The sequence below is a fragment of the Segatella copri genome (assembly GCF_009494395.1).
Classification (GTDB): domain Bacteria; phylum Bacteroidota; class Bacteroidia; order Bacteroidales; family Bacteroidaceae; genus Prevotella.
In genome coordinates, this window is record NZ_VZCB01000052.1 from 15,068 (window position 1) to 28,068 (window position 13,001).

Sequence of the window (13,001 nt, forward strand, 5' to 3'; positions counted from 1 at the left end):
AGATACAAAGAATTTCTGAAAAACATATCATCTTAATTATAAAATATATATAAAATATTGCGATACTTTCAGTTTGAAAGAAGATTACAACAAAAAATCTAGCCAGGAAGGAATTTCTCCTTTTGGCTAGACTATCATTCTACAAACAATTCCATATCATTTTTATCAGAATCAGAGATCCAAATCTGGAGCCTTCTCTGCTCCTGCAGCTGCCTCGAATTTCGGCATGGTCTGGAAATTGAAAATACCAGCAATAAGGGCAGTTGGCATTTTTCTAGCTGTCTGATTATAAGCCTGAACAGCATCATTATATTTGCGACGGGCTTCACTGATACGATTCTCGGTACCCTCTTCCTGAATCTGCAAAGACTTGAAATTCTCGCTAGCCTTCAACTCCGGATATTTTTCCGCAACAACCATCAACTTGGAGAATGCATTCGCCAATTCTCCTTGAGCTGCCGTATATTCCTTCAACTTAGCTTCTGTCAGATTGCTAGCATCCAGCTTAACCTGACCAACAGCTGCACGAGCCTTGGTTACAGCTTCGAAAGTCTCCTTTTCATGCTTGGCATACGCCTTCACGATCTTAGCCAACTGTGGCATCATGTCGGCACGACGCTGATACTGAGTCTGTACGTTTGCCAACTCGGTAGTAGCCTGCTCCTGCTTCTCTACCAAACCATTATAACCACTGAATACCCATAGCACCAACACAACGATGACGCCTAAGATAATCCATCCTGTTTTCTTCATAATCCTTTTATTTATTAATTATACATTGTTATATTATTGACTATTGATTACCTGCGTAAACTACTAACTATCACCAGCTTCCTCCGGAGCCACCTCCTGAAAAAGTTCCGCCGCCAAAGGATCCGCCAGAGAAGCCGCCTCCTCCACCGCCAGAGAATCCTCCGCCGCCCATGAAGAACGGCGGCAACCAGTCGTCATCATCATTTCTTCTCCGCGACTGGTTTCTCCCCTTGCCCTTCGGTCTTGGCTTTACCAAACCTACCTGCTCCAGGATGTAACGGATGAGGTAATAGATCGGGATTCCGAAAAAGAGAAGGAACAGGATAACAACCAGTGCCCAATCCTCTTCATCATTCACAGTCCCCTCGTCTACCGACTCAATTCCGGTGCGTCCGCTTTTCACCTTATTATATATAGCACGACTCACGGAGGCAACCGCCTCTCCAGGATTGTCTTCCCGCATGTTCTTCACGATGCAAGCCCTAGCGATATCATCACAGTCCACATCCGTCAACTCGCCCTCCAGTCCACTACCGGGAGCGATAAAATACTTATGGTCTTCTACAGCGATGACGACGACCAATCCTCTTCGGCTTTTCTTATATCCGATACCATATTTATTGCCCACATCCTGTGCCATCCGGAAAGCATCCTGATTATCCACCTTGCCCACAATGATAAGCACATTCTGCACACCACATTCCAACTTCAACTTCTGCAGATAGAAATTGGCAGAATCCTTCTGCGCCTTATCCACATAGCCATCAGGATCGGAAACATATTGCGTAGAATCCTGCAGGAAAGGAATCGGCACATCATCCGCTTTCCATTCCCTCTTGGCAGCCAACGACAAGATGCCGAATGCCACAAACACAATCAGTGTAAAATATCTCTTAAAAGCCATAATTTCTCATTTTTGATGCAAAAATACAGAATAAAAACCTAATATGCAAATACTTAGAGCATTTTTTTTGCAAAAAAAGCCTTAACTATTTTGTTATATCATAAAAAACTTGTATCTTTGCACACCGATTTAAGATAAATAAGTAAAATAAACAAAATATACAAGAAATGACAAAAGCAGATATCATCAACGAAGTATCGATGAACACAGGTATTCCTAAGAAAGAGGTTAGCACTGTGGTAGAGGCATTCATGGACGAAGTCAAGAAGTGCCTGATCGAGAAGAAGGATAGCGTATTTATGCGCGGTTTCGGTAGCTTCAACATCAAGCATCGTGCAGCAAAGACTGCTCGTAACATCTCTAAGAATACTACCATCACCATCCCAGCTCACGACTTGCCAAGTTTCAAGCCTTCTAAGAGTTTCATCGAGGAGATGCAGAACGCAGCTAAGTAATCGCAGAGGTCGATTTACTTTAGCTATAATCTAGAGAATATTTCTTTAGCGAGATATCATTTATTATAATAACAATATTTTAAAATTTTAAAATCATGCCAAACGGAAAGAAAAAGAAGGGCCACAAGATGGCTACTCACAAGCGTAAAAAAAGATTACGTAAGAACAGACATAAGAGCAAGTAAGCTTTTTTAAGCTGATTTGCTCTCAGTCAGTTCGTCGACTGAGGGGGCGTGTCGTATCAAAAGGGATAGGCATGCCCCTTTTTAGTAACTACTAAATTGATTACTAAGACTTTCTTCTAGTAACCAATAAGTTTAATGTGTAAAAAGATTAATTGAAGACTATGACAAGCGAAGTTGTAATTGACGTCCAACAGAAGGACATCTCTATCGCACTCATGGAGGATAAACAGCTGGTAGAATATCAGAATGAACCTCGTGAGGCCTCGTTCTCTGTGGGAAACATCTATATCGCAAAAGTTAAGAAACTGATGCCAGGTCTTAACGCTTGCTTCGTAGATGTAGGTTATGAACGCGACGCCTTTCTTCATTATCTTGACCTAGGAAGTCATTTCAATTCCTACCAGAAGTACCTTAAACAAGTACAGAGCGACAGAAAGAAACTTTTCCCATTCTCTAAAGCCAGCAAGCAGCCAGAACTGGAAAAGGACGGAAGCATTCAGAATGTCTTGAAAACAGGACAGGAAGTGCTGGTACAAATCGTTAAGGAACCAATTTCTACCAAGGGTCCTCGACTCACGGGCGAAATTTCATTCGCTGGTCGATACTTGGTACTCATGCCATTCGGTGATAAAGTTTCTGTCTCGTCGAAAATCAAAAGCGGTGAAGAACGTTCCCGACTCAAGCAACTCATGCACAGCATCAAACCAAAGAATTGCGGTATTATCGTCCGCACTGTGGCTGAGGGTAAGAGAGTCGCTGAACTCGATGCTGAGCTGAAAGTCCTGGTGAAGCGATGGGAGGATGCTATCGCCAAGGTACAGAAGACCCAGCAGCGCCCGCAACTCGCATTCGAGGAGACTGGAAGAGCCGTAGCTCTCTTGCGTGACTTGTTTAACCCATCTTACGAGAACATCTTCGTCAACGATGAAGAAGTAATGAACGATGTAAAAGACTATGTTTCTCTAATAGCCCCTGAAAAGGCGGGCATAGTCAAGCTCTACACTGGTAAGGTGCCTATCTTCGACAACTTCAGCATCACCAAGCAGATTAAAGCTGGATTTGGTCGTGTTGTCAACTACAAGCATGGTGCATATCTCATCATTGAGCACACCGAAGCTTTGCATGTTGTCGATGTAAACAGCGGCAATCGTACTCGTGAGAAAGGTCAGGAAGCAAATGCTCTCGATGTAAACCTCGGCGCTGCCGATGAGTTGGCAAGACAGTTGCGTCTCCGAGATATGGGAGGCATCATCGTTGTCGACTTTATCGACATGAATCTTGCAGAAGACCGACAGTTGCTCTATGAACGCATGTGCAAGAATATGCAGAAGGACCGTGCCAAGCACAACATCCTTCCTTTGAGCAAGTTCGGACTGATGCAGATTACCCGCCAGCGTGTTCGCCCTGCGATGGACGTAAACGTAGAGGAAACCTGCCCAACCTGCTTCGGCACGGGCAAAATCAAATCGAGCATTCTCTTCACCGACCAGTTGGAAAGAAAAATCGACCGCCTAGTCAACAAGATTGGCGTCAAGAAATTCACTTTGTACGTAAATCCTTACGTAGCTGCCTTCATCAACAAGGGCTTCATTTCCCTGAAACGGAGATGGCAGTTTAAGTATGGTTTCGGCTTCAATGTGATTCCATCTCAGAAACTGGCATTCCTCCAGTATGAGTTCTACGATCAGGATAACCAGTATCTGGATATGCAGGAAGAACAGGAAACAAAGTAAATTTTTAATTCTAAGAAAAAAGCTCCATTCGCAATCAGATACGAATGGAGCTTTTATTTTTCTTGCTTATACCTTATTATATATAAGACAGTCTAGAACTCTATCTCGTTATTTACCATTTTCTCTGTGTCCCAAGGTGCAGGAGCACCACCGAGATAACGATGGAACCAATCGAGGTGCGCATTGTAATAGAGCGGCATCGACTTCAGATTGCTTGGCCAGTGACCATCATACTTCAAGACTATCAGTCGCGAAGGAATGTTCAAGGTCTGCAATGCTGTAAAGTACTGCAAACTCTGGGTATAAGGCACACGATAGTCCAACTCGCCCGTCATCACGAGTGTTGGCGTTGAGAAGTTCTTGATGTATGAGGATGGCGACCACTTCTCATAGAGGTCGGAATTGTAAGGCTGTCCCTCCAACTCAAAGTTAGGAAACCATACTTCCTCAGTACTGCCCCACATCGAACGCAGGTCATATACGCCCATCATGGAAGCCAGACACTTGAATCGCTTGGTATGTCCCTGTAGCCAGTTCATCATATAGCCGCCATACGACCATCCCATCGCTCCCATCCTCGTGGAGTCAACATATTCCAAAGTTGCCAACTTATCGGTAACCTTCATCACATCCTCAAATACCTTTCCACCCCAATCACCGGAAATGGCACGGGTAAAGGCCTGACCATATCCCGCAGAACCGTGAGGATTAGGATAAGCCACCACATAACCGGCAGCAGGATAAACCTGCCAGTCTCCACGGAAGGAATTCATCCATTGCATCTGCGGTCCGCCATGCACATTGATGATAAGCGGATATTTCTTGCTGGCATCAAAGTTGTGTGGCTTCACGATAAACACCTGTACCTTGTCGCCGCCAGCACCATCCACCCAGATACTCTCAGATGGGCGGATATCCACCTCATCCTCCAACTGCTGGTTGAGGAAGGTAATCTGCTGCTCCTTGCCGCTAGCCACAGGAGTTCCATTCCACTTCTTCATCTGCTGGCGATAGAGAGCCGATGGCTTGCCTGTCGTGCTATAGGTATAATATACCATACCCTTGTTGTCGAAATCGAACTCCGAGATGGCCTTGCCAGTCAATACCGGCGAGATGGTTTTCTTGGCGATGTCAAGTTTGTAGAGCGGCTGAGCGCCCTGCACCTCACCCAGGAAGAAAATACTCTTGCTGTCTGGTGCCCATTTGTAATCATCCACCCAGTTGTCAAACTTTTCTGTCAGGATGGTAGACTTCTTTGCAGCCCTGTCGTAGATGGCAAGACGGAAGCGATCAGACTCATAGCCAGGCACTTGCTGCAAACGGTAAGCGATATACTTGCCGTCAGGCGAATAGGTTGGAGTACCATCCCATGCCTTGTTTTCACTAGTGATGCAAACCGCTTCTCCCCCATTCACAGAAACCGTCCACAGATCGGCATTGGTACTAGCCTCCTGATGCTCATCATGATTGGATACGAAACAGATCTCCTTGCTGTCTGGAGAAAAATGATAGGTGATTCCACCCCCGACCATGAATATCAGCGAATAATTGCCCGGAGTCAGATCCTTGTAAGTCTTCGTCTGTGTATCGAAAAGGATAAGGTGATTACATCTACCATCGCTATAGCTCGTCCAATGACGGTAGAGCAACTTGTCGGCGATATGCGCCTGCACAGGTCCCTGCTCCTTTTTCTCCATCCGGGCTATGTTGGCCTTGGCATCAGCCCCCAGGTCGGGATACACCTCGGCTGTAAAGGCGATATATCGCTCATCTGGAGAAATGACTGGGTTATCGATACCTAACTCATAATCAGTAACCTGTTCCGTCTCGCAGGTAGCCAGATTCATGCGATAAATCTGAGCTGCCCCTTTCTCATAATTAGTGAAGAAGATACTCTTTCCGTCCTTGCTCCACACGGCAGAACTGCTTTTCCCATTCTCGGTAAGAGCCTTGGCATGAGAGCCATCCGCATTCATGATATAAATGTCGGAGCCAGACTTCTGGTTCTTCAGGTCGGAAGAACTGGCAGTGTAGCAAACAGTCTTACCATCAGGCGAAAGACTCACCGAAGAAACGCCCTTCACCTTGTACAAATCCTCGATGGTAAACGCTCTTTTCTGAGCGTTTGCCGAAAGCAGCACCATCATGAGTGCTGCCGAAAACATCAATCTCTTGTTCATATAACCCATAAATATTTATCTTTAGATGCAAAAGTAACAAATATTTTTTGATTTTCTGCAACCTTTTGCTATCTTTTATCGTCTAAGCTATAAATAACATTGATAATAACATAAAAAGAAAGGAAAAGATTATGATTTTGAGTACAACTCCAACCATAGAAGGCCACCCTATCCGTGAATATCGTGGCGTAGTGACTGGCGAAACCATCATCGGTACCAACTTTGTGAAGGATTTCTTTGCCAGCGTTCGTGACGTAATCGGTGGCAGAAGCGGTTCTTACGAAAGTACACTCCGCGAGGCCAAGGATACAGCCCTCAGAGAGATGGCCGACCGTGCTGCATCCCTGGGCTGCAACGCCATCGTGGGCATCGACCTGGATTACGAAACCGTAGGCAACAGCGGCTCCATGCTGATGGTAACATGCAGCGGAACGGCGGTGATTATCTAATATTATCATTTTATATTATATGATTTCATTCGAAAGTGATTACAACAATGGTATGCTGCCAGAGATTCTAGAGGCTCTTGGCAAGACAAACAGTGAGAAAACATCCGGTTATGGTTTTGATCCATACTCAGAATCTGCAAAAGAGAAAATCCGTAAAGCCGTAGACAATGAGAATGCTGAAGTGTTCTTCCTGATAGGCGGTACACAGACCAACACCACCGTCATCGATTCCGTGCTCATGGGATGCGAAGGAGTTATCTGTGTGGAGACCGGTCATATCGAGGTACATGAATCTGGAGCAGTAGAAGCATTTGGCCATAAGGTCATTACGCTGCCGGGAGAGAACAGCAAGCTAACATCCAGCACCCTGTCTGCATATATGGATACTTTCCTTGCCGATGAAACGCATCCTCACATGGTGCAGCCAGGCATGGTTTATATCTCGATGCCGACAGAGTTCGGAATGGTCTACACTAGGGAAGAGTTGACTGCGCTATATGCAACCTGCCAGAAATATAACCTCCGCCTCTTCATCGATGGTGCACGACTGGGATACGGTCTGGTTTCAGAGGCATGCGACTATGACTTGCCATTCCTTGCCAAGCATTGTGATGTATTCTATATAGGTGGAACCAAGGTGGGCGCCATGATGGGCGAAGCTGTAGTATTTTCAGGCATGAAGGCACCAAAGTATTTCTTCACTAACATAAAGCGTCATGGAGCCTTGCTTGCCAAGGGCAGAATGCTAGGCATCCAGTTCAACACGCTGTTTACGGAAGGCCTCTATTTCAAGATATCGCGCCATGCCATCTCCATGGCTACCCGTATCCGCAGCATCTTCCAAAAGCATGGCATCGCTATTGCGTACGATTCTCCTACCAATCAGCAGTTTGTCGTACTTTCACCTTCCCTCTACGATGCTCTTTCCAAGAAAGTTGCATTCGAAATATGGGAAAGAAAGAGCGATACCGAAATCATTTGCCGATTTGTAACGAGTTGGGCAACAAAGGAGGAAGAACTTGATGAACTGGAACATATTCTTCAGACTCTATAGCCGGAGAGAGATATCTTTCCATTAGCGTATTTTGAGAAGAAAAGTATACATACAAAAAAGCCCCACGCATTTGAGCATCGTTGAGAGGCTTGGTGGGGGACTGACGGTGCAAAAATACGAATAATCTTTGATTATACAAACTTTTTAGAAAGAAAATAGAAAAAGCAAAGTGGATTTCTTTGCTTTTTCTATTTTAAATCAAATATCTTCTATCTCACCAGATATTTCGCAACCAAATCTCTGAGCATCGTCTCCGGAAGATTCGACAATCCCGTCTCTTGAATCGTAGCATATTCGGGCTTGTTCTTTTCGATAATAAACTTACATTCTCGCCCATCTATGCTTGCATACAAATGGAAGTTGCCTTTGTAAGCCTGCTCTATGCGAACATCAGTACAACTTTTGCCATCTATCTCAAAAGAAGAAGAACTGTTGTCTTTATCCTCCAACCCCCATGAAACAAGGTGCGCATTAATCGCTGACTCTATGGAACTGATCCATCTGTCCTGAACCTCATTTCGCTTGGCAATTTCACGGAATTGCCGCAGTGAATCAGCCACTTCCTTAATGATTGCATCAGCACGACGAATACCATTGTCCTTGGCAAACTGAATGGCATCATCGTAAGAAATATGATGCAGCTTAGACCTTACATACATACAATGACCCGTATTGGGTAAATAGCCTCCTGTATCTATAATATAAGTGAGGTCGTAGGCTGGCGACAAACGCCAAAGACCCGCCTCGTCCATCACAAAAGAGAAATTCTTTGTATGGTCATCCGTATTGTTGGAAAGTACATTGAACACAAGTCTTCGAAATACTTCCTGGCAATCAGTCTCCGGCAAATGTAATTTTCTGCAGACTGCCACAAGTCCCTCATAGCTATCGGTTTCCGGAGAAATCGCAGCAAGGGTCTGTGTATGCAATTTCCTCTCACCATCACGATCGAAACGCTTCGTTATGAAATTCCTGTTTCCATCAATCTCATATAGTCTAGATGGCATCATATCTATTCCCGACTTGATGGCCATCTCGTAATAGGTCATCTCTATCTCGGCAGAACTGTATTTCGTATCGCCAAATTTCAATATGTAGTAATCATAATCCTGAAGCCCTGCTACCTGACCGCTTCGTATCTCCCCCGTAGCTTTATTGATGGCAATGATAGCCTTAGGCTGGCGTCCACCAGCCGATGTTCCCACCGTAAGCAAGGACTGCATCGTGATAGATTCCTCTGGCATGATGTGGGCATTTTCACGCTCGATGAAAATGCGCTCTGCCAAGTCTGCCAACGACTTGACATCTATCATTTCTGCCTTATCCGTCTTTGCTACCTCTGGTAAGAATTCCAATGCACCCATACCTCGCTTACCGATAAAGGATAGTTTATCCAAGGGAGTTATATCAGCATTAGAAATATGATTTTGTATTCGCCAAAGCTCGAAAAGTTGATTACCCCAGGCATCCGGCAATGAATCTGCCAAAAAAGCAGGAAGTTTTTGGTACATTCTGGCTTCCTCTCCCCACACTGGTATCATCGCACGGATACCATGCACAGGAGCCTGAAGAGGAGAAACTTCGATTCCCTTCTTCAAAAACTCAGGATTATATGTGAAGTACGATAGCCTGCGGCGATTGTCCCATGCCAAGCGACCGATTTCTTCGTCCCAAAGCATTACTCTCAACGTATTTACCATAACCAGTTATTATTTAGTATGACGTATTCTCTGCGCTTTCTTCTCCTCCTTTCTCATCAGATAAGGTGACGGAGGAAGTTCTGGAAGCACATCATTGATGGCATCAATCTGCCCCACCACTTTCAGCAAGAGAAGAAAAGTGGAAAGCGAAAGATTGCCCGCTGTACCATTCTCAAACTTGTGGATGGTGGTCAAGCCAAGCCCTGTAAGCTCGGCAACCTCTTTCTGGGTGAGATTGCATCGCATTCTATATTCCTTGAATCTCACTCCCAGTAAGCGTACCAACTCTGGAGTAGAATATTCATATAAATCTGCCATAATCTTTTATTTATTTATCTATCATTATAATGATATTTATCCCATATATCAGCCTTTATCTTCAATATACTGATATTTACGGATGCAAATATAACAAAAAGAAATGGAACAGGCAAGCTTTGAAGAGATTATTTTCTAACTTTCTGTATTTTTCTGGAAAATGATGCGAGGAGCCGCTTACAAATGACGCAGATTCACCCATTCCTTTATACTCGCACATAAATGTTTTTTCTCGAAAAAGTCTCAAAGTATCATTGTTTGCAGATAAATTACTGATACATAACGATTTGCAAAATGACACTTCTAAATATGTTTACAAAGAAGTATCATAGAAGTATCATAATTTCGATAGAAGTATCATCAAATCACCATAAAGCATTGTACAAAAACACAAAATTGTAGTCAACTAAATATAGGAAACTACAATTCGCTTACTCAAAATAGTACCCAAAAATCATCCCATAAAATGGGCACTCGATGCCCACTGTACGGGCAATGAGTACCCATCACTTGTTCTGTCGATGCCCATCACATGGTCTCTGAGTGCCCGTGTGACGGGCACTCAGGGACCAGCCAATGTGCTTATTCCTAACTACAATTGTCAGTCTTCCAACTTATTCCTGGTTAATATTGACATACTAAATAAACTAGAAAGGTAGACACTATCAGTTTTATAAAACTGAAATAGTAGACATTATCAATTCTATAGAACTGAAATAGTAGACATTTCTTAGTTTTTGCTCCTATTTTTCTAGACATAAATCCTCAAAAAAGGCTTTCTTGTAAGCGACTTACCTGAATTTTATGATACTTCTATGGAATTTATGATACTTCTATGATTCTTCTTTGTAAACATATTTGGAAGTGTCATTTTATAAGCCACTATGTATCAACAATATACCTGAAATCAATGACACTTTGATACTTTTTCGAGAAAAACATTTATGTGCGCGAAAGAAAAGAAGAAAGCGGTGATGATATAAAGAAAAAAAACAGCAATGGCTACTACTCCATTGCTGTTTTTTTTATATTATTGCACAATCTTGAAGCGGATACGCAATGAATGCGCATGCTCATCCCAATTGGTACCAAGCAATACGAACTTGCCAATCTGAGCTGTTGAACGGACATGCTTGCCAATACATGGACAAACATCATAATCACCGATACGAACCAGACGCAAGGTATCACTAGCATCATCAGGCAAACGATCGAGTTTCACCTCTGCTGGAATGTGATCACGATCTACGAACTCATAAGTTACTGGCATATCAAGCTCTATCAGGCGATTCATCTCCGTCTCAATCTCCTTTTCCTCCTGGCGGGTAGGCTTGTGATCGACTACGAAGGTCATCTTACTCTTCTTGCGCTCGACATGGGCATTCTTGCTACGCTCGCAACCAAACATACGAACCATCAACTGGTTGAGCAGATGCTCAGCCGTATGAGCAGGAGGGAACTCCTCCTTATGATGCTCGTTCAATATAATATCACTTTCCTCCATCTTGACATTGAATTTATAGATTCTTACTCCGTTAGCATCCATGGATATCGGGAATACGCCATCCTTTTTCAGTTCAACCTTCTTCTTGCCTCCCGAGAACAGTTCGGTAACGAGAACCTCCTCTTCAGTGATCTGGAAGAAATCGAAAGCATGACCAGGGATACATACCTGAAGCTGGCGAGCCTCCTGGGCAAAGTTGAGCACGATGAGCATCACCTCATTATCCTTCTTGCGAAGGAAGGCAAAATTGGTACGTGGATCAAAGCCCTCTGAACCAGGATTCACATACATCAGGTCGAAAGTATCACCTTCTCGAAGCGCCTTTTCTTCATTGGCAAGACGAAGAAGTTGACGATAGGTAGCTGCCAGATACTTCTGCTCAGCTGTCAAAGTCTCATCGGCAGAATCCTGATAAGCATGTGCCAAAGTTGAAGGACTCCAGTAGTCGAATATTGTGGTACGACCATCTCTTCCGCTGAATCCCTCCTTGTCCATACCCTTCTCGCCAAACTCCTGTCCGCTATAAAGCATGAAAGGATTCTTCTGGAAGAAGAGGCTCATGGCTGCTGCCGGAATTGCCTTCATGGCATTGCCGCAGAAGAAATCGCTGGCGATGCGCTGCTCATCATGGTTTTCCAGGAAATAGAGCATGTGCTGGCGGATATCATCCACCACCTGCCATTCATGAGTGATACTGGCAGCAGGGCGCTCACCCCGAACCACACCACGCAGGCAATCATACATTCCCACCTTATCATAAAGATAATCGAAACCAGCCTTCACATAGTTGCGGTACTGGTTAGGATCATATACCTCACCGATTACAACAATGTGAGGATACTTCGATCTCAATATCTGTGTGGCATAAGACCAGAATGCAGTAGGCACCATCTCTGCCATATCGCAGCGGAAACCATCTACACCCTTGCTTGCCCAATAAAGCAGGATATCCGTCATCTTGCCCCATGTATTTGGCACAGGCTCATAATGATAGCTTCTGCCTCCCGCATCACAATAATCTACACCATAGTTGAGTTTCACGGTCTCATACCAGTCGTTGCAGCCTGGACGGTTGTCAAAGCGGTCGTTACCCGTTGCCTTAGCAGGACTCTCCTTATATTGTTCATATATCTTAGCGTCCTTGGCATGAAAAGCCTTGAACTCTGGCTTAGAGTAGCGAACATCGTTCAAATCTAAATCGCCCCAAGCATAATAGAAATTATTCTTGGTAGAAAAATGCATGTTAGGATCATCATCTTCTCCCAAATCTCGTACACTTGCCGGTTTGCAAATGGAATGATACTCACGAGCCACATGATTTGGCACAAAGTCCATCACAACTTTCATACCAGCCTTATGCGTGCGCTCAATAAGCATTTCCCACTCCTTCATTCTTTGACTGACATTCTCCGCCAAATCCGGATCGATGTCATAATAATCGGTGATGGCGTATGGCGAACCAGCCTTGCCCTTTACCACCTCAGCATGTTGGGTAGGAATTCCATAAGATGAGTAGTTTGTCTGTGTGGCATGACGAATCACACCTGTATACCAAATATGTGTAAAGCCCATGTCATGAATACGGGCCAGAACCTCATCAGTAAAGTCATTAAGCTTTCCGCAACCGTTTTCTTCTATTGTACCATTCTCCTTGCAATTGGTATTCTGATTGCCAAAGAGTCGAGGGAGAACCTGGTAAATAATAATTTTTTCCTTCATTTAGCGGTCTATACGTAAAGAATGAAACGCTTTATCTTCCCAACAAC

Annotated in this window: 10 protein-coding genes; 4 read left to right on the forward strand and 6 right to left on the reverse strand. The window is 44.1% G+C overall.

Annotation, left to right across the window (positions count from 1 at the left end; translation table 11 throughout):
• Positions 1 to 171: 171 nt before the first annotated feature.
• Complete coding sequence (locus F7D73_RS06005) at positions 172 to 753, reverse strand: LemA family protein (RefSeq protein ID WP_153123052.1); 582 nt, start codon at positions 751 to 753, stop codon at positions 172 to 174.
• Between the two features lie 70 nt (positions 754 to 823).
• Positions 824 to 1,657 carry a TPM domain-containing protein gene (locus F7D73_RS06010; RefSeq protein ID WP_153123054.1) on the reverse strand — a complete coding sequence of 278 codons (834 nt, stop codon included), beginning with the start codon at positions 1,655 to 1,657 and terminating at the stop codon, positions 824 to 826.
• Between the two features lie 167 nt (positions 1,658 to 1,824).
• Between F7D73_RS06010 and F7D73_RS06015 the strand changes: the two genes are divergently transcribed.
• Together F7D73_RS06015 and F7D73_RS06020 are read left to right on the forward strand one after the other, a co-directional pair.
• Positions 1,825 to 2,112, forward strand: coding sequence for an HU family DNA-binding protein (locus F7D73_RS06015; protein ID WP_153123056.1), 288 nt, complete (start codon positions 1,825 to 1,827; stop codon positions 2,110 to 2,112).
• 346 nt (positions 2,113 to 2,458) lie between these two features.
• Entirely contained in the window at positions 2,459 to 4,030 is a 1,572-nt protein-coding gene (locus F7D73_RS06020; RefSeq protein WP_153123058.1) for an Rne/Rng family ribonuclease, read from the forward strand.
• Positions 4,031 to 4,122: 92 nt separating this feature from the next.
• Here the strand turns inward: F7D73_RS06020 and F7D73_RS06025 are convergent, their stop codons facing one another.
• Positions 4,123 to 6,210: a S9 family peptidase gene (locus F7D73_RS06025; RefSeq protein ID WP_228117652.1), complete on the reverse strand. Its 2,088-nt coding sequence runs from the start codon at positions 6,208 to 6,210 to the stop codon at positions 4,123 to 4,125.
• Between the two features lie 131 nt (positions 6,211 to 6,341).
• On the opposite strand from F7D73_RS06025, the gene F7D73_RS06030 reads away from it, so the two are divergent.
• Together F7D73_RS06030 and F7D73_RS06035 are read left to right on the forward strand one after the other, a co-directional pair.
• A complete protein-coding gene (locus F7D73_RS06030) occupies positions 6,342 to 6,659 on the forward strand; it encodes a heavy metal-binding domain-containing protein (RefSeq protein WP_006847412.1) in 318 nt (105 codons plus the stop codon).
• Positions 6,660 to 6,678: 19 nt separating this feature from the next.
• Entirely contained in the window at positions 6,679 to 7,713 is a 1,035-nt protein-coding gene (locus tag F7D73_RS06035) for a threonine aldolase family protein (RefSeq protein WP_153123061.1), read from the forward strand.
• Between the two features lie 209 nt (positions 7,714 to 7,922).
• On the opposite strand, the gene F7D73_RS06040 is transcribed toward F7D73_RS06035, so the two are convergent.
• From F7D73_RS06040 to F7D73_RS06050, 3 genes are all read right to left on the reverse strand, one after another.
• Positions 7,923 to 9,413 carry a type II toxin-antitoxin system HipA family toxin gene (locus F7D73_RS06040; RefSeq protein WP_153123063.1) on the reverse strand — a complete coding sequence of 497 codons (1,491 nt, stop codon included), beginning with the start codon at positions 9,411 to 9,413 and terminating at the stop codon, positions 7,923 to 7,925.
• 9 nt (positions 9,414 to 9,422) lie between these two features.
• Positions 9,423 to 9,731: a helix-turn-helix domain-containing protein gene (locus F7D73_RS06045; protein ID WP_153123065.1), complete on the reverse strand. Its 309-nt coding sequence runs from the start codon at positions 9,729 to 9,731 to the stop codon at positions 9,423 to 9,425.
• 1,030 nt (positions 9,732 to 10,761) lie between these two features.
• On the reverse strand, positions 10,762 to 12,954 hold the full coding sequence (locus tag F7D73_RS06050; protein ID WP_153123066.1) for an alpha-amylase family glycosyl hydrolase: 2,193 nt from the start codon (positions 12,952 to 12,954) through the stop codon (positions 10,762 to 10,764).
• Positions 12,955 to 13,001: the final 47 nt, after the last annotated feature.

Bases quoted from the DNA above. Each gene is read 5' to 3' on its own strand.
- F7D73_RS06005 (WP_153123052.1), bottom strand. From the start codon at position 753: ATGAAGAAAACAGGATGGATTATCTTAGGCGTCATCGTTGTGTTGGTG.
- F7D73_RS06010 (WP_153123054.1), bottom strand. From the start codon at position 1,657: ATGGCTTTTAAGAGATATTTTACACTGATTGTGTTTGTGGCATTCGGC.
- F7D73_RS06015 (WP_153123056.1), top strand. From the start codon at position 1,825: ATGACAAAAGCAGATATCATCAACGAAGTATCGATGAACACAGGTATT.
- F7D73_RS06020 (WP_153123058.1), top strand. From the start codon at position 2,459: ATGACAAGCGAAGTTGTAATTGACGTCCAACAGAAGGACATCTCTATC.
- F7D73_RS06025 (WP_228117652.1), bottom strand. From the start codon at position 6,210: ATGAACAAGAGATTGATGTTTTCGGCAGCACTCATGATGGTGCTGCTT.
- F7D73_RS06030 (WP_006847412.1), top strand. From the start codon at position 6,342: ATGATTTTGAGTACAACTCCAACCATAGAAGGCCACCCTATCCGTGAA.
- F7D73_RS06035 (WP_153123061.1), top strand. From the start codon at position 6,679: ATGATTTCATTCGAAAGTGATTACAACAATGGTATGCTGCCAGAGATT.
- F7D73_RS06040 (WP_153123063.1), bottom strand. From the start codon at position 9,413: ATGGTAAATACGTTGAGAGTAATGCTTTGGGACGAAGAAATCGGTCGC.
- F7D73_RS06045 (WP_153123065.1), bottom strand. From the start codon at position 9,731: ATGGCAGATTTATATGAATATTCTACTCCAGAGTTGGTACGCTTACTG.
- F7D73_RS06050 (WP_153123066.1), bottom strand. From the start codon at position 12,954: ATGAAGGAAAAAATTATTATTTACCAGGTTCTCCCTCGACTCTTTGGC.